Below are 23,989 nucleotides of genomic sequence, written 5' to 3'. Positions count from 1 at the left end.
ACCCTGTGCACCCCCGCCCCGTTCGCTCCGTCAAGCCCGCCGTGCACAGCCCGGGAAGCTGTCCACAGGCCGGGCGTCCGCCCCGACCCCGGGCCTTCGCCGGCGGGCACGATGAGCGCATGGGGGCACACATCATTCGACGCGAGGACGCGCTGCGGCGCGGCGCCACCGATCACGACCTGCAACGCCAGTGCCGATCCGGCGCCTGGCAACGGCTTCGGCCGGGGGCGTTCGCGGTCACCGAAGACCTCGATGCCCTCGACCCCGTCGCCCGACACCGGCTACTCGCCGCGCTCGCGCTGCGGGCCGCGGCGCCCGACGCCGCGCTCAGCCATCAGTCCGCCGCCGCCGTCCACGGGTTCGAACTGTGGAACGTGCCATTGCGCTTGGTGCACCTGACCCGGAACCGGAAGTCGGGCGGGCGCCGGACCCCGAGCCGGGTCGTCCATTCCGCCACGCTGGACCCGAGCGAGGTCACCGAAGTCGACGGGCTGCGGGTGACCACGCCGACGCGAACCCTCGTCGACCTCGCCCGCTCGGTGAGCTTCGAGGGGGCACTGGCGACGGGCGACTCGGCACTGCGGTCGGCCGTGGTCGCGACTGCCGAGCTGTCCGCGGCGGTCACCGCCTTGCCCGAGCACTCCGGCAGGCGGCGGGTCAAGCGGGTGTTCGGCCTGCTCGACGGACGGTCCGAGAGCGTGGGCGAGACTCGCAGTCGTGCACTGTTCGTGCGCGAGCAGCTACCACTACCGGATCTTCAGTCGAACCTGTTCACCGACAACGACGTTCACCTCGGTCGCGTCGACTTCCTGCTGCCCGATCTCGGAGTCGTCGGCGAGTTCGACAGTCGCGTCGAGTACGGGCGACTCGTGCCGACCGGCCAGGTTCCGGCCGACGTCCTGTGGGCGGAGAAGCAGCGCGAGGACGCGATCCGCGACGCGGGCTGGCAGGTGGTCCGCTGGACCTGGGACGAGCTGGCGACGCCGCACCTCGTGGTCGACCGGGTCACCAGGGCGATCGCCCGAGCCGGCAAGTGTCCCCCGCCGACGGGTCGGGTCGTCCCGACCCCCGCGCCCTGATCGCACACGACGTGACGGCGTCACGCACGCATTCGCAACACAACGAGTGTGTGACCCTGGCAATCGGTGTGTGAGCGGTGTCAGTCGGGCAGCCACGCCCCGTGCAGACCCGCGGGCACCCGGATCGGCATGCGCACGCGTGCCACCGGCCCGGCCCCGGGATCGTCGGCGGGCAGCAGCAGGAACCACGAGGACAGGTCGCCTCGGTCGGTGCCGAGCATGCCCCAGTAGTCCCGCTCGGCGCCGGGGACGAACACCGGCTCCGCGACGGCGAGAGACCCCGACTCCCAGTGCGCCTCGGTCCCCGCGTCCGGGTCCACGAACCACAGCGAGTCCATGGTGCCCTCGCGTCCGCTCCGCTTGCCGATCGCCGCGACCGTCCCGCCCAGGTCGGTGAGCCGACGGTCGTCGACGCGGGGGAACTCGACGTCGCGGTCGCACACGACCTCCCGGTCCACGGTGCCGCGCACGGGGTCGATCACCGCGCGGACCAGTCCGCCCAGCGCCTGCTCGTCGCCGGTGGTGAGCAGGCCCGGGTACGACCACTGCGCGTAGTCGACGCCGACCCGGCCGTCCGGCAGGTCCCGGGCGTTCGCGAAGTGCCACACCCAGAACGCCTCGCAGCTCGCCCAGCGCACCGGGCCGCCGTCACGCGGGATCAACGCGATCCGGGTGCCGTCGTGGGGACGCCAGTCGAGCAGCGAGCCACCGGTGAGCATCGCCGGGACGTCGAAGACCAGCGGGCACAGCACCAGCACCACGTACCGTTCGGTCAGGGCCATGTCGTGGATCATCAGCGCCCGGTCCAGGCCCTCGACCACGGTCGGCGGCCGCGACAGGGAGCCGTCCCGGGCGACCACGGACCAGGTCAGGTAGGGCGCCTCGAGCAGGTAGTTGAACAGCACCATCTCCCCGGTCACCGGGTCGATCTTCGGGTGCGCGGTGCTGCCGACGGCGATCGCACCGTCGCAGGTCTCGCGGCCGAGCGTGGACAGGTCGGCCGGGTCGAGCCGGTAGGGCGGTGTGGTCTCGGCCATCGCGAGCAGCCGGCCACCGTGCCGGACGACGTTGATGTCGGGCAGGTCGCGGGGCGTGCCCGCCAGCTCCGGCCCGACCTCACGCTCACCGGGCGTGTACCGGTCGGTGACACCCGCCCAGATCGCGTGGCCGGCCGCCTCCTCCGCGACCACCATCGGGGTCCGGACGAACCGGTTCGTGTACCGGGCGGTGCCGTCCCGCAGTTCGACCCGGTGCACCATACCGTCGCCGTCGAGCGGGTAGACGTACCTGCCGATCGGGTCGAACCGCGGATTGGGGCCGTTGCGCAGGTAGGCGCCGTGCAGGTCGGCGGGCAGTTCGCCGATCACCTCGAGGTCGCGGACGTCCACCTCCTCGCGTTGCGGGGCGAAGATCCCGGTCAGGTGCGAGTGGTGCGCGAGGTCGACCGGCGCCGGTCGACGAATGCTCGGTGCGTTCATGGGAATGCCACTTCCACGGGGGTCCGTGCTTGCCGATGCCACCCTCCAGAATCCTCCCCCGGCGGCGGCCGGTCACCGATTTCCACCCACGAAGTGACCCCGATTCCGGCGCCCGACGGATCCACGACACAGCCCGTTACCTTCGCCACAAGCGGGGTTCGCCAGAAAATTGATTCGACCCGAGTGGCACGATGGACCAGTGACCGTCTCGGAGCCCTCCCACCACCAGCACGTCATCCCGCGCGAACTGAAGCAGTCCACCAAGCTGCAGAACGTGCTGTACGAGATCCGTGGACCGGTACACGCGCACGCCGCCCGGCTCGAGGCCGAAGGTCACCGCATCCTCAAGCTGAACATCGGCAACCCGGCGCCGTTCGGGTTCGAGGCGCCCGACGTGATCATGCGCGACATGATCGCCGCGCTGCCCACCGCGCAGGGTTACTCCGACTCCAAGGGCATCCTGTCGGCCCGGCGCGCGATCGTCACCCGTTACGAGCTGGTGCCCGGCTTCCCCGAGTTCGACGTCGACGACGTCTACCTCGGCAACGGCGTGTCCGAGCTGATCACCATGACCATGCAGGCACTGCTCGACAACGGCGACGAGGTGCTCATCCCCGCGCCCGACTACCCGCTGTGGACCGCGACCACCAGCCTCGCCGGCGGCACCCCGGTGCACTACCTGTGCGATGAGGAGAACGGCTGGAACCCGGACATCGCCGATATCGAGTCGAAGATCACCCCGCGCACCAAGGCGATCGTGGTGATCAACCCGAACAACCCGACGGGCGCCGTGTACTCGACCGAGGTGCTCAGCCAGATCGTCGCGCTCGCCCGCAAGCACCAACTGCTGCTGCTCGCCGACGAGATCTACGACAAGATCCTCTACGACGACGCCAAGCACACCTCGCTGGCCACGCTCGCCCCCGACCTGCTGTGCCTGACGTTCAACGGGCTGTCCAAGGCGTACCGGGTGGCGGGGTACCGCTCGGGCTGGTTGGTGATCACCGGTCCGAAGGACCACGCGGCCAGCTTCCTCGAGGGCATCAACCTGCTCGCCTCCATGCGACTGTGCCCCAACGTGCCCGCGCAGCACGCGATCCAGGTGGCGCTCGGCGGCTACCAGAGCATCGAGGACCTGATCCTGCCCGGCGGTCGCCTGCTCGAGCAGCGTGACGTCGCCTGGGAGCGTCTGAACATGATCCCCGGCGTCTCGTGCGTGAAGCCGAAGGGCGCGCTGTACGCCTTCCCCCGGCTCGACCCGAACGTCTACGAGATCCACGACGACGAGAAGCTCGTGCAGGACCTGCTGCTGCAGGAGAAGATCCTGATGGTCCAGGGCACCGGGTTCAACTGGCCCGACCACGACCACCTGCGGATCGTGACGCTGCCGTGGGCTCGCGACCTCGCGGTCGCGATCGAGCGGTTCGGTAACTTCCTGGCCAGCTACAGCCAGTAGGAGGACGCACATGTCGAGCGAACCCATGTCGGTGTACGACGCGATCGCGATGCGCCGCGACGTGCGCGCCGAGTTCACCGGTGACCGGATCACCGAGGAGCAGCTGACCAAGATCCTCGCCGCCGGGCACAGCGCGCCGAGCGTGGGCAACACCCAGCCCTGGGACTTCGTCGTGGTCCAGAAGCCGGAGACGCTCGACGCCTTCGCCGCGCACGTCGCCGGCTGCAGGCGCAACTTCGCGGACTCCCTGCCGCCGGACCGTCGCGCGACCTTCGACCCGATCAAGATCGAGGGCATCCAGGAGTCCGGCACCGGCGTGGTGGTCACCTACGACCACAGTCGCGGCGGCGCCAACGTGCTCGGCAGGCACACCGTCGACGACACCGGTGTGTTCTCGGCGGTGCTGGCTATCCAGAACATCTGGCTGGCCGCGGTCGCGGAGGGCATCGGCGTCGGCTGGGTCTCGTTCTACGAGGAGGACTTCCTCACCCAGCTGGTGCAGCTCCCGTCCCCGGTGCGGCCGATCGCCTGGCTGTGCGTGGGGCCGGTCTCGGAATTCCAGCAGACCCCCGACCTGGTGCGCTTCGGGTGGCGCGAGGGCAGGCCGCTCGAAGAGGCCGTGCACCGCGAGAGCTTCTGACGTTCAGCGCCGTCGCACCCGCAGCCGGAACCCCTCCGGCTTGAGGGTGAGCTGCTCGCCGACCTTCAGCTGATATCCGGGTTCGGGGTCGAACTCGTAGCGGTGCACCAGCAGCGCCAGCGCCAGCACCATCTCGTGCAGCGCGAACTGGCGGCCGATGCAGGCGCGCAGACCGGTGCCCAACGGCTTGTAGACGTGCCCGGGGCGCGCTCGCACCTTCTCGGGCAGGAACCGGTCGGGGTCGAACGTCTCCGCGTCCGGACCCCACACCGAGTCCCGGTGCAGCCCGAGCACGAGGACGAAGGCCCAGTCGCTCTCCTTGAACTCGTAGTCCCCGATGGTGGTGTCGGCGACGGCCTCGCGGAAGTAGCCGGGCGCGGTCGGCCACAGCCGGAGCGTCTCGTCCACGATCCGTCGGACGTGGCGCAGCTTGGCCACCTCCTCGTACGAGATCTCGGGCTGGTCCTGCCCCGGCCACAGCGCCGCAACCTCGGCCCGCGCCGCGTCCGCGATCGACGGGTTCGCAGCGAGAAAGTACAGCGCGAACGCCAGCGCGTTGGCGGAGGTCTCGTGACCCGCGACGAGGAAGGTCAGCACCTGGTTGCGGATGTTGACCTCGTCGAGGCGCTCGCCCGAGTCGGGGTCGGTCGAGTGCAGCATCAGGTCGAGCAGATCCCGGTGGCTCGCGCCCGGCTTGGCCCGACGGTCGGCGATCACCTCGTCGACGACGCCGGTGATGTACGCGATGTCGGCCGCGTTCTGCCGCTCGGCCCTGCCCGCGAACAGGCCACGGAACGGAATCGGGATGGCGGTCTGCTCGGCGTGCCGCAGGGCCCGCAGCATCGCGGCGACGAACGGGTCCTCCTCCGCGTCGCGGGCCGCGACGAACGAGTCGAAGCTGTACCCGAACCCGGCCCGCCCGATCATCTCGAGCGTCAGCTTGCTCATCTCCGCGGGCACGTCGACGTACTCCGCGACTGCCCGCTCGTCCCAGCGGTCGATCAGCTCGCGGGTGGTGTCGAGCATCGTCCGGTGGTAGCCGCGCATCGCCTCCCGGGTGAAGCCCGGCATGAGGATGTTGTGGGCCTTGGACCAGTTCGGTTCGGCCTGGAAGGCGGTGAACAGCCCGTCCCCGACGATGGTGCGCAGCTGGGCGAGCGGGCGGCCCACGTGCTTGCGAAAGCGCTTCTCGTCGTTGATCTCCTCGACGAGGTCGGCGCCCGTCACGAAGGTGAGCTTGGTGCCGAGGATGACCCGCCGGTAGATCGGGCCGAGCTGCCGGTGCTGCCACAGCGTGCGCTGGCTCGGTGCGCTGCGATCCATCCCGAGGATGTCGCCCAGGAGCGGGACGCGGCGCGGGGGATGCGGGATCGTGCGGGTCGCCATCAGCTGCCTCGGGGTCGGTGGGACGCGATCGCGGCAACAGTACCCAGCGCCGCGTTGCGGAGCTCGACCCGCGGCCCGGTCGCACCGCGATAGTTTGGTCAGCCTTTCCACCCGCGCGGGACAGATCGCCGATCACACGGTAGATTCGGACACCGACACCTCGGTGTCCAGCAAAACTCGGTTGCCCCTCCCCCCCTGTGGGTAGTCGAGTTGGTGGCGGGGAGACACCCCCCTGTACCCCGCCACCGCTGCTGGGGGATCTTTCGGACCGCCGCCGACGGAGAGCGTCGTGAGCGAGCCAGTCGTCCGAGTCGAGCACTCCACCGCACCACCGGCTGCGCCCACAGGGACCGTCGGTACCCTGACCGAATGCGGAGTCAGGCTCGATGAGTCACGGCCACGGTCACGGCCACACCGGTCCCGTCCCGATCGGCCCCGTCGCCGCAAGGGTGGTCGTCGGACTGCTCACCGCGATCGGCCTCGCGGTCCTCGTCGGCGCGGTGATCCTGTGGCCGAGCAAGCACAGCGTGGACATTCCGCTGCCGTTCCAGACGGCGGGTGGCGGCGCGGTGGTGACCGAGGCGGGCACCGTCACCTCGCAGGACCTCGGACCGTGTGGCAGCCCGTCTGCGGGCCGCGCGTTCACCGGACCACCGCAGGCCCCCGCCGACGCGTCCTACCAGTGCCAGCGCAGCCTCGTCGACATCGAGTCCGGCCCCAACGAGGGCACCCACACGCTGCTCGAGATCGGCCCCGGTCCCGGCCAGCCGGACCTGCGCGTCGGCGACCACATCCGGCTCGTGCGGCAGACCGACCAGTCGGGCACCACCACCTATTCCTTCGAGGACTACTCCCGCGGGCTGTCGCTGCTGCTGATCGTCGCGGCGTTCGTCGTCGTGGTGATCGTGGTCGCCCGCTGGCGCGGCGCGCGGGCGCTGCTCGGGCTGCTGGTCGCGTTCGGCGTGCTGGTCGGGTTCATGCTGCCGGCCCTCCTCGACGGCAAGCCCGCCATCCCCGTCGCGCTCGTCGGCGGCGCGATAATCCTCTACGCGGTGCTCTACCTCGCCCACGGGGTGAGCCTGCGGACCAGTTCGGCACTGCTCGGCACCCTGGCGTCGATGGCGCTGGCGGCGGTGCTGTCCTGGGTGGCCATCGAGATGACGCACCTGACCGGCCTGTCCGAGGAACAGAACACCAACGTGCAGACCTACATCGGTCACGTGAGCATCACCGGCCTGCTGCTGGCCGGGTTCATCATCGGCTCGCTGGGCGTGCTCAACGACGTCACCATCACCCAGGCGTCGTCGGCGTTCGAGCTGGCGCACCTGGACCAGGACGCGAACCGGCGCGAGGTCTTCGGAGCGGCGATGCGGGTCGGGCGCGATCACATCGCGAGCACCGTCTACACCCTGGTCCTCGCCTACGCCGGCGGTGCGCTGCCGCTGCTGCTGCTGTTCTCCGTCGCCGGGCGGTCGATCAGTGACGTGCTGACCGGTGACGCGGTGGCCATCGAGATTGTCCGGTCGTCGGTCGGCGGCATCGCGCTGGCCCTGTCGGTGCCGTTGACCACCGCGATCGCGGTGATCCTGGCGCGGCCGACGCGTTCGGGCACGCGGGCCCCGGCCGCACGTCCGGCCGGTCGGCACGCCGCCCGCTGACCCGCACCCGTCAGCGAACCATCCCGGGCGGCAGCTGGATGCCCGGGGGCACCTCGATCTGGATCGGCTGGGGCAGGTTCAGATAGCGCGGCGGGGGCGGCGGGGGCGGGGGCGGCGGCGTCGCCGGCCCCGAACTGGTGGCGTCGCGGACCGTGGTCGCCGGCGCGGGGGTGGTCGTCGGGGCCGAGGTGGGTGGTGTGGTCGTCGCCGGCGGGGTCGTACTCGGCGGCACCGTGTCCTCGGTCGCGACCGTGGTTCCCTCGGCTCGCTGGTTCCCGTCGTTTCCGCCGCCGAGCGCGAGGCCGACCCCGGCCACCACGACCAGGCCGGCCGCCGCGACCCCGGCGATCGCGAGCTGACGCTTCGACGTCCGGCCGCGGGGCGGCAGCAGCGGGACGTCGGGCTGGGTCGGCGGCGCGACGGACGTGGGCACCGCGACGGGGGTGGCGAGCAGGGCGGCGCCCTGTGCGGTGACCATCTCCGGTTCCGCGGGGACGACGGTCGGCAGCGCGAGCCAGCCGCGCAGCACCGCCTGCACGAGCGGGATCCGGGAGCCGCCGCCGAGCAGCACCACCACGTCGGGTCTGCGGCCGGACGCGGTGATCACCTCGCGGGCCAGCCGGGCCGAGCCCTCGACCGGCACCGCCACCAGGGACTCGAACTTCTCCCGGGTGAGCAGGATCAGCCCGCCGTCACCGGGCAGGCAGACGGCGTCGGACTCGGACAGCTGCTCCTTGGCCGCCCGGCACCGCTGCGCCAGCTCGGCCGCCGCCCACTCGTCGGCCGGGGCGGCGAGGCCGTGGTCGCGGTGCTGCTGCTCGCGCACCAGCCAGTCGAAGTAGTCGCCGCAGGCAACCGTGCTGGTCTCGGTCGCCACCACCGCGCGGGTGTACCGGTCGACGACGCTGACGGTGACGCCGGAGCTGCCGAGGTCGTAGAGGACGACGGTCTGCGCGTCGCCGAGTTGTCCGGTCTGCTCGAGCAGGGTGATCGCCGCGGTCGCGGAGGGCACCACGTGGTAGTTGTGCAGGCGTTGACGGCCCATCGCCTCGTGCAGTGCGTCGGCCCCGTGCGGAAGATCGCACACGACGGCGGTGGCGCCGATGTTCGAATGGTCGTCGTGCTCGAGCAGGACACCGATGGCCTGGGCGGCGAGTTCCTCGCGGCGAGCCGAGTCGACGGCGATGTCCTGGCGGTGGAAGGCGACGGGTCCGTAGTGCTCGGGCGCTGCGGGCGTCGCCATGCGGACAGCACTGGCCCCCACCGATACTCCCAGAACCGCACTCATCGAGCCGCCTTTTAGCAGACAGGTGCGCACCCTCGACCCACGTTCAGGGCGCACGTGAACTCGGTGAGCTTAGCGAACCATCCCGGCGCCCCTTCGGACGGTGCGGTCCCGCCGCCACGCCCGGGGACTCGCCCGGTGCCCCGGCGGGTGGGCTCACCCGCGGCCCAGGCCCAGGTAGCTCCAGCCCGCGGCGGTCCACGCCCCGCCGTCGAGGCAGTTGCGCCCGTCCACGATCGCCCGGGCTCGCACCACCGGGTCGAGATCGGAGGGCCGCAGGGCCCGGAATTCGTCCCACTCAGTGGCCAGGAGCACCGCGTCGGCGCCCGCGCAGGCCTCCCCGACCGAGGTCGCGTAATTCAGGGTCGGGAAGAGTCGACGCGAGTTGTCGAGCGCCTTCGGGTCGTACACGCTCACCACCGCGCCGTGCAGCTGCATCATCCCGGCGACGTTGAGGGCGGGCGAGTCCCGCACGTCGTCGGACTCCGGCTTGAACGCCGCGCCGAGGACCGCGATGTTCGCCCCGAGCAGGGAGCCGCCGACCGCCCGGGTGGCCAGTTCCACCATCTTGGTGCGGCGACGCATGTTGATGCTGTCCACCTCGCGCAGGAACGTCAGCGCCTGGTTGGCACCCAGTTCGCCGGCCCGGGCCATGAACGCGCGGATGTCCTTGGGCAGGCAGCCGCCGCCGAAACCCAAGCCCGCGTTGAGGAATCGACGTCCGATGCGTTCATCGTAGCCGAGCGCATCGGCCAGCGCGGTGACGTCGGCGCCGGTCGCCTCGCACACCTCGGAGATCGCGTTGATGAACGAGATCTTCGTTGCCAGAAAGGCATTCGCCGAGACCTTGACCAGTTCCGCGGTGGGCAGGTCGGTGAGCAGGAAGGGCACCTCGTCGGCGATCAGTCGGGCGTAGAGGTCGCGGACCAGCGCCTCGGCCCGGCCCGGTCGGGCCCGGTCGACGCCGAGCACCAGGCGGTCGGGGCGCAGGGTGTCCTCGACCGCGAAGCCCTCGCGCAGGAACTCGGGGTTCCACGCGACCTCCACGGCGTCGGCCGCGGGCGCGAGTGCCCTTGCCCGCACGCCCAGTTCGGCCGCGGTGCCGACCGGGACGGTCGACTTCCCGACGATCACGGCGGGGCGGTCGAGCAACGGGGCGAGGGTGTCGATCACGGAGTGCACGTGCCGCAGGTCGGCGCCGTACTCCCCCTTCTTCTGCGGCGTGCCGACGCCGAGGAAGTGCAGGTCCGCGAAGGCGGCGGCGTCGACGTACGAGGTGGTGAACTGCAGACGACCGGCGTCGATGTTGCGGCGGAGGACGTCCGCGAGGCCCGGTTCGTAGAACGGGACCTCGCCGCCGGACAGCTTCGCGACCTTGCCCGGGTCGATGTCCACCCCGAGCACCTCGTGCCCCAGTTCGGCCATGCACGCGGCATGTGTGGCGCCCAGGTAGCCGGTTCCGAATACGGTGCAGCGCATACGTTCTTGATACGCGCCGCGGGTGAGCGGGGCGGGGCGCGGACGCGATGGTCCGGGCAACATCAGGTGTACAGCCGGTGACCCCCCGCCGGTGCGCCGAGCGTCCCCGTCGGCGGTCACACACCCGATGCCTAGGGCACACACCAACTAACCACCCAGAAGGTGTGCGGCGACGCGAAGTGGTGTGCGCGATCCGCTACAGCGTCGGCGACTTCACGAAGTTCAGGTACGCCTTCGACGGCGTCGGCCCGCGCTGGCCCTGGTACTTCGACCCGACCACCGCGCTGCCGTAGGGGTGCTCCGCCGGACTGGACAGGCGGATCAGGCAGAGCTGGCCGATCTTCATGCCCGGCCACAGGGTGATCGGCAGGTTCGCGACGTTGGACAGCTCCAGCGTGATGTGGCCGCTGAAGCCCGGGTCGATGAAGCCGGCGGTCGAGTGCGTGAGCAGCCCGAGACGGCCCAGGCTCGACTTGCCCTCGAGGCGGCCGGCCAGGTCGTCGGGCAGGCTGCAGAACTCCAGTGTCGACCCCAGCACGAACTCGCCCGGGTGCAGCACGAACGGCTCCCCCTCGGCCGGCTCCACCAGGCTGGTCAGCTCGTCCTGCTGCTGAGCCGGGTCGATGTGCGTGTACCTCGTGTTGTTGAAGACGCGGAACAACCGGTCCAGGCGCACGTCCACGCTGGACGGCTGCACCATCGAGTCGTCGAACGGATCGATGCCCAGACGACGGGTCGAGATTTCGGAACGGATGTCACGATCGGAGAGGAGCACAACAAGAGATTAGCGGTCTGCTAGAGTTGCCGCTCGCAGGGTGTTGGACCGCCGGATTGGTGGCAAAACGCCTGCGTGCCGATGTAGTTCAATGGTAGAACATCAGCTTCCCAAGCTGAATACGCGGGTTCGATTCCCGTCATCGGCTCTCCAGGGTGTTCACCCATTGAGGCCGGTTAAGTTCACCTATTGGGACCACAGCCGAAATCGGACCTCCGTTTCCATCGCAACTCCGCCCGAACGGTCGGATTCGGCGGATTCTCGACCCGGTCGCGGCGCGATTCCCGCACGGACCGAGCCGAGTCGTGCTCTCGTGGCGGCTACGAGGGGTTGTTTCCGCAGTGTGGTCGAGATTGGACCGCGGAATCCGTGGATTTCGCTACCGGGGCGGGGTCGCTATCTGCCGGATCCGGCTGTCGCCGAGGCCTCGTCGTGGCGGGCGGAAGCGACGGGTCGCATCCGCCTGCGTGGTGTGTGCGCGGGTTCAGGCTCGCCGAGGAACCGGCCCCACGGATCGACGGACTGGCGCTTGGTGTACCAGTCGTGCAGGTTGAGGAGGTTGAGCGCGGCGAGGGTGAATCCGGCGAGCAGTGTGTAGCGGCGGATTCCGAAGCCGCGGAAGTATCCGCGGTGAACGTTCAGCCGGTTCTGCTTGAGGTCGGCGAATAGGCTCTCGATGCCGACCCGGCGGTGATAGGACGCCTCCCATGCGAGGGTGCCGTGCTGGAACGGCATCCGCATGTCGGGGTAGTTCGTGTCGTACAGGGTGACGGTGCGGCCGCAGCCGCACTCCTTTCCGAGGGTGCAGGAGGTCGTCGGCAGGCTCTGCGGTGCGCGCATCGAGATGGGGTTGTTCACGCAGCGGACCCGGGGTGGTTGGGCGGCGGGGCCGCGGTAGCGACGTGACCCGTCGGGGCGACGGGCCCCGTGTGGGATGAAGGCGTAGGCCTGGCGTGCCTGGTGTCGCAGCTCGGTCCGGGCCCGCACTGTGTCGGTCATCTCGATGTCGATCGGGTCGAGTTTCTCGAGCCCCTCGGGCATGCTCGTCGGGTAGAGGACGCCGTCGATCCACTGTGTGTGAGTGTCTTTGGGGCCGGGATGTGTGCCGTGCTGTTTCGGGTGCAGGTCGTAGATGGTGGTGTAGCCGAGTTGCCACACGGGCAACGCAAAGAGGGCGTTTGTGACGTAGTTGTACGCACGGTCGGCGATGAGCTCGCGTGGCTTGGGGATCGTGTCCCCGAGCGCCTGCACAGCCGGCAGGCCACCGATGCCCTTGTTCGACCCGGCCGGCGAGAGGTTCATCGCCCGGGCGACGTGCACCACCGGTCCCCGACCGGGAGCCGGTGGCACGTCGGTGATGACGTGCAGGTCGAACCCGCAGAAGTAGCAGGTCTCCTCGAACTCTGCACTGCGCCAGCCCATTCGAGCAGTGATATCGACGGTGTAGATGTAGCGGATGTCAGCCCCGGTTGGCGCGTCGGGGAGGTGGTGTCCACGCCGGCGGGCGTGGGGGTGTTTCGGATCCGGTGGGGCGAGCGGGTGATCGGGTGGTGGCAGCCCGTCGGGGTCGGCGTCGACGAGAGGTTTGCGGTACCGGACCCGCGCCCAGGTCGAGAGGTCGGTCGAGTCCAGTGCTCCGGCGCCGGTTGACGGATGACACCACAGGGAGGCGTCGAGCAGGGCCTGAGCGAAGCCGCGCTCGTCCCACTCCGGATACCGAGTCGACCGGCACGCCCACATCAGACGGCGCAGCGCGTCATTGACCGGCTTGTAGCCGATGGTGGCATGGGGCAGCAGGCCCAGGGTCCGGCGCTGCGCGTTGGTCCACCCGCGGACGACTGCGGTGACGTTGGTTTGATGCAGTGGGATGCCGAGCATGGGGGTCACGACGTAGGCGGCCAGGAAGGCGTCGGCTGTGAATATCCGGTGTGCACCGCGATGGTGCTCGAACACCTCGCGCACGAAATCGCGTGCCGCGCAGTGTTCGATCATGGCCATGACGCGCTTGAACTGCCACGGCTCCGTGCGGTGCACGGCGATGCTCACCTCGTGTAGACGCCGGACGCGGCGCTGGCGCTGGCGTGACTGCTTTTTCGGGGTTACCTCGCCACCGCCTCCGCGAGCACATCGAGTTCGGCTGTGGTCCACCACGATCGGGTCCGCGGGGTCACTCCGGCCAGGATGTCGGTGAGTCTGCCGGTCCCCGTGTGCCCGGACATCCTCATGAACACCGGAAGAGGAACGGCCTGGATCATCGCGCACTCCCACGTCCACCGCAGCCGCGACGACGTCACCGGCTTCAGTGGGTCGGGGACCTCGCACTGACCCAGCAGGGTCCCCACGAACTCGACCCGCGGCACCGGTTCCCGGAACAGGTGGCCGCCATCTGCCCGCTGCGCTGCTTCGATCACCGCGCCGGCGTATGCCGCGCGAACCGGGACCTGCCGGGCACTCGGGCCCGGCACGGCGACGATCACGTGGTCACCGCGGGACCGCACGTCCGGCGACCGGATGGTCAGCATCTCGGTGCCGCGAAGCCCCGCACCGACCCCGAGGGCCACGGCAGCGGCGAGACCTCGTCGACGAACGTCGCTCACCTGCCGCAGAGCCCACCACAGCAGCCGAGACACCTGCGCCGGCGTGTACGGCTTCGCCACATGGGGGTAGTGCAGTGCTGCATGGGGTGGCTCCCATGGAGCGGTACGGGTGATCCGCCGCGACAGTGTCGTCAGTGTGGCTCGTCGCGTACACCGCGTCGCTTCGGACAATCCGGGGATGGTGACGGCATATCGGTTCACCGTCGCCGGGTGAAAGATCTGCTCGACGTCGAGCGGAAGGCCCTGGTCGAGTGCCCACCTCACCAGCGATGTCACCATCCCGATCCGGCCCTTCGCGACCTGCGATACCGACGTCGCCTCGAACCCTCGCCGGACGACCTCGCGGACGAATGGCCCGATCTCCTCCCACCGGTCCGGTACGACGCGCGGCACATACAGCTCGATCGCCTCCTCCGGTATCCGAGGCGCCATCACTCACCAGCTCACCGAACCGACCTCCGGCGCGGGGAGATACGGGAGAAGGTCTGAGAACGCCTTGCCGCTGACGATTCCCGCGGCCGAGAAGATCTCCGCGACACCGCAATCGGACAAGACCCCGGACAGCCACGTCGACCGCAAGCGCGGCACCATCAACCGCGGCACGCCAACGCACGACGATGCCCCACCCTGAGGGGCCGTGCCGATCGCATCCGCGCTGCAGGGCTGCGCCTAGGGACTGTCTCAACCGATCTCACACCGATCCAGTCTTCGATGGCTTCTACCAGCTGACCTACGACAGGTTCACCGTCGACATCCGCACCGAACTCCCCCCGCTACCGCAGGTGGAAAAATTCGGTCCTCGTCGACGAGCCCACAGACCTGACCCGTAGGCCCTCCGGGCGATCTGCATTGCGACAGTCGTCTCACACCAGTTTGTGCAGCCCGCCTCTTCGACAGCCCACCGATGCACCGAGACTCCATCCACCGGGTGCCGTGGGTACACCTTCACGCCTCGAGCGGGCCTTCGTCGAGGTGTTGGCCAGGTGATCCCTGGATCACTCCTGCCCATCTCGTTCAGGAAGCGAAACCAGTCGCACCGGATTCGACAACTTCGTAACGGAGGCTGCCTGATGCCGGTCAGGCGATGGTACGAAGGACATGCAGTGCGCGTTCGACCAACGGGGTGCGGTTTCCGGTGTCGCATGCGACGACGAGGTCGATCTCGCCCGCGTCGGAAAGTGGACGGAAGACAACTCCGGCGATGCCGAGAGCCGCGGTTGGTTCGGGGACCACTGCGACGCCGACTCCCGCTGCTACCAGGGTGACCAGTGTGGATGTTTCCTCGACCTCGTGCCGTGCGCGTGGGACGAATCCGGCACGCGCGCAGGCAGCGGCGACCACGCCGTTCATGACCGACTTCCCGCCACCGGCATGCGTAATGAAGTCGTCGTCCCGCAGACGGCCCACACCGATCGGTGTCGTGGGATCGTCCGCGAGCCGATGATCAGCCGACAGCGCGACGAACAACTGGTCCCGGCGCACAGTCTCGACGTGCAGGCCAGGGGCGTGCACCGGCGGGCGCAGTAGTCCGATGTCGATCTCACCCGATGTCAGTGCGTCGGCCTGTGCCGGCGCGAGCATCTCACCGCGCACGCTGACGTCGACGTCGGGGAGTTCATCACGCAACGCCCGCACGAACCGCGGGAGGACCGAGTACGTCGCCGAGCCGACACAGCCGATGGCAAGGGTGCCCGCGCGGCCATCGGCGATTCGCTGCGCCGCCCGCCCGGCGGCGTCGACGGCATCGAGAACGGACACCGTCCGGCGCAGGTAGTCCTTGCCAGCGGCCGTGAGTTCAACGCGGCGGGTGGATCGCTCGAAGAGGCGAACACCCAGTTCGGTCTCGAGCTGCCTGATCTGTTGGGAGAGCGGGGGTTGCGCGATGTGCAGCCGGCGCGCCGCGCGCCCGAAGTGGAGTTCTTCCGCGACCGCCCGGAAGTAGCGCAGGTGACGTAGTTCCACAGACCGACTCTACCAATTAAGACACACGGTGTTTCAATCGGCGAAGAATCGATACTTCCCCATATAGAAGTGGCTTCCTAGGCTCGGGTCATGACCTCTTCGTCCGACATCGTCATCTGTTCGCCCTTGCGCACTCCCGTGGGGCGGATGGGCGGCGCACTCGGCTCGCTCTCGTCGACAGACCTGGCCGCCGGGCTGCTGCGCGAGCTCGCCACGCGTACGGGTCTCGGGGAGGGTGACATCGACGACGTGATCCTCGGTCAGGGCTACGCCAACGGTGAATCGCCCGCGATCGGACGTATCGCCGCCCTCGAAGCCGGGCTGGGTACCGGGGTGCCGGGGATGCAGATCGATCGCCGTTGCGGCTCCGGGCTGCAGGCGATTCTCACCGCCGCGGCCGCGGTCGCGACCGGCGGCGCGAGGGTCGTCGTCGCGGGCGGTGCCGAATCGATGTCGAACGTGGAGCACTATGCGCTGGGGCTGCGGACTGGTGTCCGTCAGGGCGGGCTGGAACTGATGGATCGCCTCGAGCGCGCACGCGCCACCGCCGGCGGCTCGTCGCACCCGATCGCGGGCGGGATGATCGAGACGGCGGAGAACCTGCGCGCCCGGTACCGCATCGGGCGTGACGAGCAGGACGCGCTCGCCGTCGCATCGCATCAGCGTGCCATCGCCGCGCAGCAGGCAGGCCGCTTCGACGACGAACTTGTACCCGTCACCGTGCCCGGTCGGCGCGGGAAGCCCGGTGTCGTCGTCGACCGAGACGAGCACCCCCGCGTCAACGTTGGCCTCGAAGACCTCGCGGCGCTGCGGCCCGTCCGATTCCGTCTCGACGCCGACGCCACGGTCACCGCAGGCAATTCGTCCGGCCAGAACGACGGTGCGGCGCTGTGTGTCGTCACGACCCGTGCGGAAGCCGACAAGCGCGGCCTCGATCCGATGCTCGCCCTGCGGTCGTGGGCCGTCACCGGGTGCGCACCTGAGACGATGGGACTTGGTCCGGTTACCGCCACTGCTTCCGCACTCGACCGTGCCAGCATCGGGCTCGACGACCTCGACCTCGTCGAGCTCAATGAGGCCTTCGCCGCCCAGGTGCTGGCAGTGCTCGCCGAATGGAAGATCCGCGCCGACGACGAGCGACTCAACCCCAACGGCTCGGGCATCTCCCTCGGCCACCCGATCGGCGCCACCGGGGCACGCATCCTGGCCACCGCCGCGCACGAGGCACGTCGCAGAGATGCGCGGTACGTCCTGGAGACGATGTGTATCGGCGGCGGACAGGGACTCGCCGCGGTGTTCGAGGCGACCCGATGAACGCGGCCGGCGTGCACCGGCGTCCGCACGTCGCGAATGCGCTACCACCGCAGATCATCATCCCACCCAGCATCGAGCACCTGGAGAATTCATGACCATCGACAAGCTCGCCGCCGGTCCAGCCGCGGCCGTCGCCGACATTCCCGACGGCGCAAGTATCGCGGTCGGTGGGTTCGGACTCGCCGGCATCCCGTGGTTTCTCATCGACGCCCTGCTCGACCAGGGGGCAGGTGACCTGACGATCGTGTCCAACAACTGCGGAGTCGACGGCGCAGGACTCGGACTTCTATTGGAGGCCAAAAGAATTGACAAGGTGATCGCCTCCTATCTTGGCGAGAACAAGGAGTTCGGGCGGCAGTTCCTCGCGGGCGAGGTCACCGTCGAGCTGACCCCGCAAGGCACACTGGCCGAGCGGCTGCGGGCCGGGGGAAGCGGAGTCGGGGCGTTCTTCACCCCGACCGGGGTCGGCACCTTGGTGTCCGAGGGTGGATTGCCGTGGCGCTACAACGCCGACGGCACCGTGGCCGAGCCGTCACCGACCAAGGAGGTGCGCGAATTCCACGGTCGACAGATGGTGCTCGAGGAATCCATCGTCACCGACTACGCGCTGATCCGAGCGGCCGTCGTGGACAAGAAGGGGAACTGCCGATTCCACGCCGCGGCCCGCAACTTCAACCCGCCGGTCGCGATGGCAGGGCGCCACACAATCGTCGAGGCCGAGCGGGTCGTCGAGGTGGGCGAGATCGCGCCAGACGACGTGCACCTGCCCGGGATCTTCGTGCAGAGCATCGTCGAGCTGACGCCGCAGCAGGCGTCCCGCAAGGAGATCGAACAGCGCACCGTTCGAGTGCGCCCCGATGACGTCGCCGTCGGAGCAGGAGCACAGGCATGAGCTGGACACGAGACGAGATGGCCGCAAGGGCAGCACTCGAACTGAACCGCGGTGAGTATGTGAACCTGGGAATCGGCCTTCCGACGAAGATTCCCGACCACCTTCCCGAGAATTCCGGGATCTCGCTCCACGCCGAGAACGGAATCCTCGGTGTTGGCCCGTACCCATACGAGGATCAGGTCGATCCAGACCTGATCAACGCAGGCAAGCAGACCGTCACGGTCCTCGCGGGTGCGTCGTACTTCGACTCCGCGACCAGCTTCGCAATGATCCGTGGCGGTCACGTCGATGTCGCCGTCCTCGGCGGCATGCAAGTGTCCGCGAACGGCGACCTCGCAAACTGGATGGTTCCCGGTGCCCTGGTGAAGGGGATCGGCGGAGCAATGGACCTCGTGAGCGGTGCCGGCAAGGTGATCGTGCTGATGGAGCACGTGAGCAAGAAGGGCGACCCCAAGCTCGTCGCCCGCTGCGACCTACCCCTGACCGGCAGCCGGGTGGTGTCACGGATCATCACCGATCTGGGTGTGTTCGACGTGAACGGCACCGGTTTCAACGTCGTGGAACTGGCGCCCGGGGTGCATCTCACCGAAGCCGAAGCGAAGACCGGAGCGCCGTTGATGACCGGAGCACCATCGAAGTCGTGATCGAGAATGCGAACTCGCTGCCAGTGGCATCAAGCTGCTGAACTCCCCCGGTCGGGATCGCCTCCGCTGCCCGGATCCTGACACGGCACCCGGTTCGTGAACGAGACGGTACTCGCGAACCCGGAACTCTGCGATCTCGGTCATCGCAATCACCCAAGCGCGATCTTCCTCTCGCAGAACGCGATCGAGCACCTGGCCTGCCGATCCCCGCTGCATCCCGCCTGACCACCCGGCGGGGTGCAGCGGCCACCACCAGCCAGGGCGCAGACCGCAACTGGCCACGAGCGCACTTCCTCCGCTCCGACGGGCGTCGTGGAATGCCCGGTGATCGGGCCACCTACCGAAGCGCCTCGGAACGCCACATGTGTGTCCTAGGAGCATCAAGGCGAGTTCACATCAGCGATATCCTTGGAAAGGAGATCAGGAGGCAAGTGCATGGAGCCACCTCGTCGCGGGTGAGCAAGGCCACTCATGACTGACAATGATCCGCCGCAAACACAACGTGAGATGACCGCCACAGTCGCGGCCGACCTGGCCACGGCCGGATTCGACGAGGCCGAGGAAATCGGACGCGGAGGCTTCGGCATCGTATTTAGCTGCCGACAACCCGCCCTGCGGCGGACGGTGGCGGTGAAGGTTCTCTGTACCGAGCTGGACGAAAAGAACCGTGAACGGTTCTACCGCGAGCAACGAGCGATGGGCGAGCTCACCGGGCACCCCCATATCGCTAGCGTCCTTCAGATCGGGGCCACCGAAAACGGTCGCCCGTACCTTGTGCTGCCGTACTACCCGCAGGGTTCCCTCGACGCGCGGATCCGAAGTTGCGGTCCACTCACCGTGGAGGAGGCTCTGCGGCTCGGGGTGAAGATTGCGGGCGCGGTTGCGACTGCGCACCAGCTCGGGATCATCCATCGCGACGTCAAACCTGCGAATATCCTCATCACCGACTATGGCGAGCCCACCCTGACGGACTTCGGTATCGCGCACATTACTGACGGACTCACGACCGCGACCGGCACAGTCGCTGGATCGCCGGCGTTCACGGCCCCGGAGGTGCTCGGTGGGGACCCGCCGTCGCCCGCCGTGGATGTCTACGGGCTGGGCGCCACCTTGTTCACCGCACTGACCGGACACGCCGCATTCGAGCGTCGCAGCGGTGAGCAGGTCGTGGCCCAGTTCCTGCGGATCACCACCCAGCCGGTCCCTGACCTGCGCGATCATGGTGTTGACCGGGATGTGGCAGCGGTGATCGAACACGCCATGGCCCGCGCATCGCGGGATCGACCCACCGCGATCGCCCTGGGCGAGCAGCTACAGCAGCTACAGGCCCGCAGTGGATTCCCTGTCGAAGTATTGGCGCTGCGTTCCGAGCAGCACGTGGGCGACGCGGTGGCGCCCGTGCCCCTGGTCACCGGCCGCTTGCTCGTACATCAGCCCTCGTCCTCCAACACGGGAAACCTGCCGGTGGAGCTATCCTCCTTCATAGGCCGCCGCATCGAGCTGACCGAGGCGAAGCGACTGCTCTCGGCATCCCGGCTGGTGACGCTGACGGGTATCGGTGGGGTTGGCAAGACACGGCTGGCCCTGCGGGTGGCGGCGAAGACCCAACGCGACTTCAGCGACGGAGTTCGGTGGATCGAACTCGGCGAGTTACGAGACGGGGCCCTACTGGAAGGGGTTGTCGGTGCCGCGCTGGGGCTGCGCCCCCAGTCCACACGGCCGTTGCGTGAGGCACTGGTGGACTTCCTTGCACCGAAGCAGTTGCTACTGGTCCTCGACACCTGCGAACAGGTGGTGGATTCGGCGGCGAAACTGTCAGAGATATTGTTGCGCGCCTGCCCGAAGCTACGAATTCTCACTACCAGCCGCGAGGTCCTCGGCATCGGGGGTGAAGCGGTGCTGCGCGTGCCCTCACTAACCATTCCCGACCCGTACCGCGACACGTCGCTGCACGGAATGCGCTCTTCTGACGCCGTCGGCTTATTCGCCGAACGCGCCGCGGCTGCGCTGCCAGGCTTCGAGCTCACAGAGGACAACACGACCACCGTGACGCGAATCTGCCGATACCTGGACGGGTTGCCCCTGGCGATCGAACTCGCGGCGGCGCGGTTGCGGGCGCTTTCGCCCGAACAAGTTCTGGAACGGCTGACAGACCGCTACGCGCTGCTCACGCGCGGAAGCCGGGGCACGCCGACTCGGCAGCGGACCCTGCACCTGTGTGTCGACTGGAGTTACGAGTTGTGCACCCCCGCCGAGCAACAGCTCTGGGCGCAATTGTCGGCGTTCGCCGGTAGCTTCGAAATCGACGCCGCCGAACAGGTGTGCCGATTCGAATTGGGTCCGGATGGCTTACTCGACGTGGTAACCGCCCTCGTCGACAAGTCCATCCTGATCCCGGAGGAGGCTGGCACGGCAGTCCGCTTCAGGATGCTTGAGACTCTGGCCGAGTTCGGCCGCGACAAGGCCCGGGAGTCCGGCGAGTTTACGGACCTGCGGCGCCGGCACCGGGACTGGTACCGGAAGCTGGCGATCGACGCGGAGGCAGAGTGGATCAGTGCCCGGCAGCTCGACTGGATCGACCGTCTCGACCGCGAACAGCCTAATCTCCGCGAAGCGCTCGAGTACTCCCTCACCGAGGTCATGGACTCCGACTCCGCGTTGTCCTTTGTCGCTGCACTGCAATTGTTCTGGCTCTCACTCGGCCAGCTCGACGAGGGACTGTACTGGCTCGACCGCGCCCTCACCGTCCGGCCTGCGATCGTGTCCGAGGTCCGGGCCAAGGCGTTGCACCGCGGATGCGTGACGGCTGAACTTCGAGGAGACTTCGCCGCGGCGACTGCCCTGGTTGCGGAAGCCCAGGCCCTCGCTGAACAAACCACAGACCTACGCGTGCACACGTTCGTGGAGTTCACCCAAGGCCGCTACGGCGTCTTCATCGGTGACCTCGTCCAGGCGGGTGCACGCCTGGAACGCAGCTATGACGCGTTTGCTGCACAGGGCGATCTCTATGCACAGGTAACTGCGCTCCTCTATTTGGGATGGGCTCGCGAGCTGCAGCACGACCTCGCGGGCGCCCTTGATTGCTACGAGAAGGTCATCGCGATCACCGAATCCCACGGCGAATCTGTTATTCGATCGCACGCACTGTCGGCCACTGCGGTCGCGGTCTGGCGCCAAGGTGACCGCGATCGTGCGATGCAACTGCTGCAGGAAGCGCTTCGACTGGCCCGGCGGCGGAGAGACCCCTTGGCGGCCGCGACGAGTCTGGAGTCACTGGCCTGGGTCGTGTCCGGCACCGGCAACTCACGGCACGCTGTCGTGCTGATGGGTGCGGCGCAGGCGCTTGGCCAGGTGGCCGGCAGCACCACCGTAGTGTTCCCGAACCTTCAGAGCTATCACGAGGAATGTGAGCAGAATGCGCTTCGTGCGCTTGGCCAGAGGGCATTCGAGGCCGCACACCGAGACGGCATCGCGCTCGATCTCGACGCCGCCGTCGCCTACGCGCTCGGCGAGGACGCCACGACCAAGACACCAACAAGAGGCCAGTGGACCGCGCTGACCAAACGGGAGAGTCAGGTTGCTGATCTCGTCGCCGAAGGGATGACGAACAAGGCGATTGCCACCCGCCTGGTCATCTCCGCCCGCACAGTCGACGGACATGTGGAGCATGTCCTGGCGAAGCTGGGCTTCACCTCCCGGGCACAGATAGCGGCCTGGGTCGTGGAACAGGGACGCCCCTGAAAGCGGCCAACTGCAGCGGACGGCGTGTTCGCGACATCGCCGGCAAAAGTCCTGCGCGTGGCTGCGATGATCTGGTCACCGAAGTGCGGCACATTGGTCGACGGATCGTCAGAGCTACCAACGACATCGAGTTCATCGTCCGTATCCGGCGAATGCCGATCCAGCTGAGCAGACAGAAACGCTGTCCGCGGCACAGCCACCGACGGCCACCTTCCTACGCCAATGCCGCCCAGGGGTCTGTGCCCGCGTCTATCCCATTCGGCCTCGGCTTGGCAATCGCCTTCTCATCGACCCTTCCAGTCCTGGCAACACGCTCGACTCGGTGACCTATTGACGGCGCTGGCACCTCAGCTCCTCGAGCCGCTCAGCGAATCGGATCGGCGTCATACCGAATTCGATGAAGATATCAGCGGCAGTCGGACCACCGAAAGGCTCCCAACGTCGCGCGAACTCGAGGAGTTCTTCGTCGTACCAGTTCATCCTGTTGTGCTCCAAAGATACTGGACGGCAACCACTCAGATCACCGGCCACCGGCCTCGCCAGCGCTCGACCGATCGACGGTCCCCTTGCGGAAATCGATCAGAACCGGGCGGTCTCGGTCGACGAGAGTGTCCGCGATGCGCGGGCACTCGGTTCGCGCCGCATTGACCGGGACACTGTCAGGTCATCGGATATCTACCTGCGCGCGGTCGGTCAGTCGCCGTTCGAGAACGCGAACTCGATCCAGTTGCTGAACTCACAGGCGAGGTGCCAGCGGTGCTGGGTAATCATGTGCGGTGCGGTGAGGCCGGGGAACTCAACGCACAGCCGAGCGTGGAAGCCGTTTGGCTCGTTACGGAATTCGTGTCGAACACCGCCGATGGCCAAGCCGCTCTCCGTGCGCGCCACGCCCGCAGCCTCAATGGGGAATGCGGGGTCTCGGGGGGTGACCAGGGGTGAGGTGTCGTTGTAGTCGACGAGGAATCGGGTCGCGAGAGGGCTTCCTCCCGTGGTCTCGATGACTTCTTGTCGTCCATCCGCGGCGGTGTCGATGAGGTAGTGGTCGGGGCTCGCGGCGATCATGCTGTGGGCGTAGTCATCGCGCCCGCTCGCGGTGAACCACTGGACGAACTCGTTGGAGCTTCCGCCAGTGACGTACAGGTCGCAGACGCTGGTGGTGCGTCGGCCGCGCGACAGCCACGTCGAAGTACGGGCGATCGTATCGGCGAGGCGGATGTTGCGGTCGAGACGGCGACGGATCTCATCGGCACCGAGCGCCAGTTTGCTGTCGGTGAATGCGACCTTCTGGCGAGCAAGGTCACCGGTTGGGACAGGAAGCCCAATCTTGCGGGCTGCGGCTGGCACCCGCCTGGCCTCCCAGTCGAGGATCTCGTCGCGTGTTACGGAGCGACCGCCGATAGCTGCACGGATCGTCAGTCTGTTCTTCGTCATGGGCTGCTCCCGTAGGTTCGAGTGCTCTACATGTGAGTCTCGGAACTCGCCACCGGAAGATCCGAAATTCTCTCGGTGCCGATCCGGCACCGAATCCTGATGCCTGATTGTCTGCGGTGCCGGGTGGCGCCATGAGTCTCAAGTCCGTCCAACAACTGCGCCGGAGTCGACG

Annotated in this window: 18 protein-coding genes and 1 tRNA gene; 10 read left to right on the top strand and 9 right to left on the bottom strand. The window is 68.3% G+C overall.

Going from position 1 to position 23,989, the window contains the following annotated elements:
* Positions 1-119 precede the first annotated feature (119 nt).
* Positions 120-1,079 carry a hypothetical protein gene (locus tag ACFVH2_RS22725; RefSeq protein ID WP_378427573.1) on the top strand — a complete coding sequence of 320 codons (960 nt, stop codon included), beginning with the start codon at positions 120-122 and terminating at the stop codon, positions 1,077-1,079.
* An 80-nt stretch (positions 1,080-1,159) separates the two neighbouring features.
* Here the strand turns inward: ACFVH2_RS22725 and ACFVH2_RS22720 are convergent, their stop codons facing one another.
* The gene (locus ACFVH2_RS22720) at positions 1,160-2,557 is read right to left on the bottom strand and encodes a carotenoid oxygenase family protein (RefSeq protein ID WP_378427571.1); all 1,398 of its coding nucleotides are present in this window, start codon (positions 2,555-2,557) and stop codon (positions 1,160-1,162) included.
* 199 nt (positions 2,558-2,756) lie between these two features.
* Here ACFVH2_RS22720 and ACFVH2_RS22715 point away from each other — a divergent pair, with 199 nt between their 5' ends.
* Positions 2,757-4,013, top strand: coding sequence for a pyridoxal phosphate-dependent aminotransferase (locus tag ACFVH2_RS22715; protein ID WP_378427569.1), 1,257 nt, complete (start codon positions 2,757-2,759; stop codon positions 4,011-4,013).
* A gap of 10 nt (positions 4,014-4,023) precedes the next feature.
* The gene (gene bluB, locus ACFVH2_RS22710; protein WP_378427567.1) at positions 4,024-4,653 is read left to right on the top strand and encodes a 5,6-dimethylbenzimidazole synthase; all 630 of its coding nucleotides are present in this window, start codon (positions 4,024-4,026) and stop codon (positions 4,651-4,653) included.
* Positions 4,654-4,656: 3 nt separating this feature from the next.
* Here bluB and ACFVH2_RS22705 read toward each other — a convergent pair whose 3' ends face one another.
* Complete coding sequence (locus ACFVH2_RS22705; protein WP_378427565.1) at positions 4,657-6,039, bottom strand: cytochrome P450; 1,383 nt, start codon at positions 6,037-6,039, stop codon at positions 4,657-4,659.
* A gap of 386 nt (positions 6,040-6,425) precedes the next feature.
* On the opposite strand from ACFVH2_RS22705, the gene ACFVH2_RS22700 reads away from it, so the two are divergent.
* Positions 6,426-7,697: a YibE/F family protein gene (locus ACFVH2_RS22700; RefSeq protein ID WP_378427564.1), complete on the top strand. Its 1,272-nt coding sequence runs from the start codon at positions 6,426-6,428 to the stop codon at positions 7,695-7,697.
* Positions 7,698-7,707: 10 nt separating this feature from the next.
* Here the strand turns inward: ACFVH2_RS22700 and ACFVH2_RS22695 are convergent, their stop codons facing one another.
* The 3 genes from ACFVH2_RS22695 to dcd all read right to left on the bottom strand — a co-directional run bounded on the left by ACFVH2_RS22695 (position 7,708) and on the right by dcd (position 11,236).
* Entirely contained in the window at positions 7,708-8,940 is a 1,233-nt protein-coding gene (locus ACFVH2_RS22695) for an Hsp70 family protein (protein ID WP_378427562.1), read from the bottom strand.
* A gap of 198 nt (positions 8,941-9,138) precedes the next feature.
* Positions 9,139-10,461 carry a UDP-glucose dehydrogenase family protein gene (locus tag ACFVH2_RS22690; RefSeq protein ID WP_378427561.1) on the bottom strand — a complete coding sequence of 441 codons (1,323 nt, stop codon included), beginning with the start codon at positions 10,459-10,461 and terminating at the stop codon, positions 9,139-9,141.
* A gap of 196 nt (positions 10,462-10,657) precedes the next feature.
* Positions 10,658-11,236, bottom strand: a complete 579-nt coding sequence (dcd, locus tag ACFVH2_RS22685) for a dCTP deaminase (RefSeq protein ID WP_378427559.1) — start codon at positions 11,234-11,236, stop codon at positions 10,658-10,660.
* Positions 11,237-11,313: 77 nt separating this feature from the next.
* Between dcd and ACFVH2_RS22680 the strand changes: the two genes are divergently transcribed.
* Positions 11,314-11,384 (top strand) — tRNA-Gly (locus tag ACFVH2_RS22680).
* Positions 11,385-11,632: 248 nt separating this feature from the next.
* Here the strand turns inward: ACFVH2_RS22680 and ACFVH2_RS22675 are convergent.
* On the bottom strand, positions 11,633-13,282 hold the full coding sequence (locus ACFVH2_RS22675) for a hypothetical protein (protein ID WP_378427557.1): 1,650 nt from the start codon (positions 13,280-13,282) through the stop codon (positions 11,633-11,635).
* A 53-nt stretch (positions 13,283-13,335) separates the two neighbouring features.
* Positions 13,336-14,265: a hypothetical protein gene (locus ACFVH2_RS22670; RefSeq protein ID WP_378427556.1), complete on the bottom strand. Its 930-nt coding sequence runs from the start codon at positions 14,263-14,265 to the stop codon at positions 13,336-13,338.
* 64 nt (positions 14,266-14,329) lie between these two features.
* On the opposite strand from ACFVH2_RS22670, the gene ACFVH2_RS22665 reads away from it, so the two are divergent.
* A complete protein-coding gene (locus ACFVH2_RS22665; protein ID WP_378427554.1) occupies positions 14,330-14,464 on the top strand; it encodes a hypothetical protein in 135 nt (44 codons plus the stop codon).
* A gap of 446 nt (positions 14,465-14,910) precedes the next feature.
* On the opposite strand, the gene ACFVH2_RS22660 is transcribed toward ACFVH2_RS22665, so the two are convergent.
* Positions 14,911-15,795: a LysR substrate-binding domain-containing protein gene (locus tag ACFVH2_RS22660; protein ID WP_378427552.1), complete on the bottom strand. Its 885-nt coding sequence runs from the start codon at positions 15,793-15,795 to the stop codon at positions 14,911-14,913.
* Positions 15,796-15,885: 90 nt separating this feature from the next.
* On the opposite strand from ACFVH2_RS22660, the gene ACFVH2_RS22655 reads away from it, so the two are divergent.
* The 4 genes from ACFVH2_RS22655 to ACFVH2_RS22640 all read left to right on the top strand — a co-directional run bounded on the left by ACFVH2_RS22655 (position 15,886) and on the right by ACFVH2_RS22640 (position 22,386).
* Entirely contained in the window at positions 15,886-17,109 is a 1,224-nt protein-coding gene (locus tag ACFVH2_RS22655) for an acetyl-CoA C-acetyltransferase (RefSeq protein ID WP_378427550.1), read from the top strand.
* Between the two features lie 91 nt (positions 17,110-17,200).
* Complete coding sequence (locus tag ACFVH2_RS22650) at positions 17,201-18,001, top strand: CoA transferase subunit A (protein ID WP_378427549.1); 801 nt, start codon at positions 17,201-17,203, stop codon at positions 17,999-18,001.
* The gene (locus ACFVH2_RS22645) at positions 17,998-18,645 is read left to right on the top strand and encodes a 3-oxoacid CoA-transferase subunit B (protein ID WP_378427547.1); all 648 of its coding nucleotides are present in this window, start codon (positions 17,998-18,000) and stop codon (positions 18,643-18,645) included. Before ACFVH2_RS22650 ends, ACFVH2_RS22645 begins: the two co-directional genes overlap by 4 nt.
* Before the next feature lie 471 nt (positions 18,646-19,116).
* Positions 19,117-22,386: a protein kinase gene (locus ACFVH2_RS22640; RefSeq protein ID WP_378427545.1), complete on the top strand. Its 3,270-nt coding sequence runs from the start codon at positions 19,117-19,119 to the stop codon at positions 22,384-22,386.
* Between the two features lie 693 nt (positions 22,387-23,079).
* On the opposite strand, the gene ACFVH2_RS22635 is transcribed toward ACFVH2_RS22640, so the two are convergent.
* Complete coding sequence (locus tag ACFVH2_RS22635) at positions 23,080-23,817, bottom strand: hypothetical protein (RefSeq protein ID WP_378427543.1); 738 nt, start codon at positions 23,815-23,817, stop codon at positions 23,080-23,082.
* Positions 23,818-23,989: the final 172 nt, after the last annotated feature.

This window comes from Rhodococcus sp. NPDC127527 (assembly GCF_042672245.1).
In the GTDB taxonomy this organism is placed as follows: Bacteria; Actinomycetota; Actinomycetes; order Mycobacteriales; family Mycobacteriaceae; genus Rhodococcus_G.
Note: the sequence above shows the minus strand (reverse complement) of the source record. Positions and strands in the feature narration are given on the sequence as shown.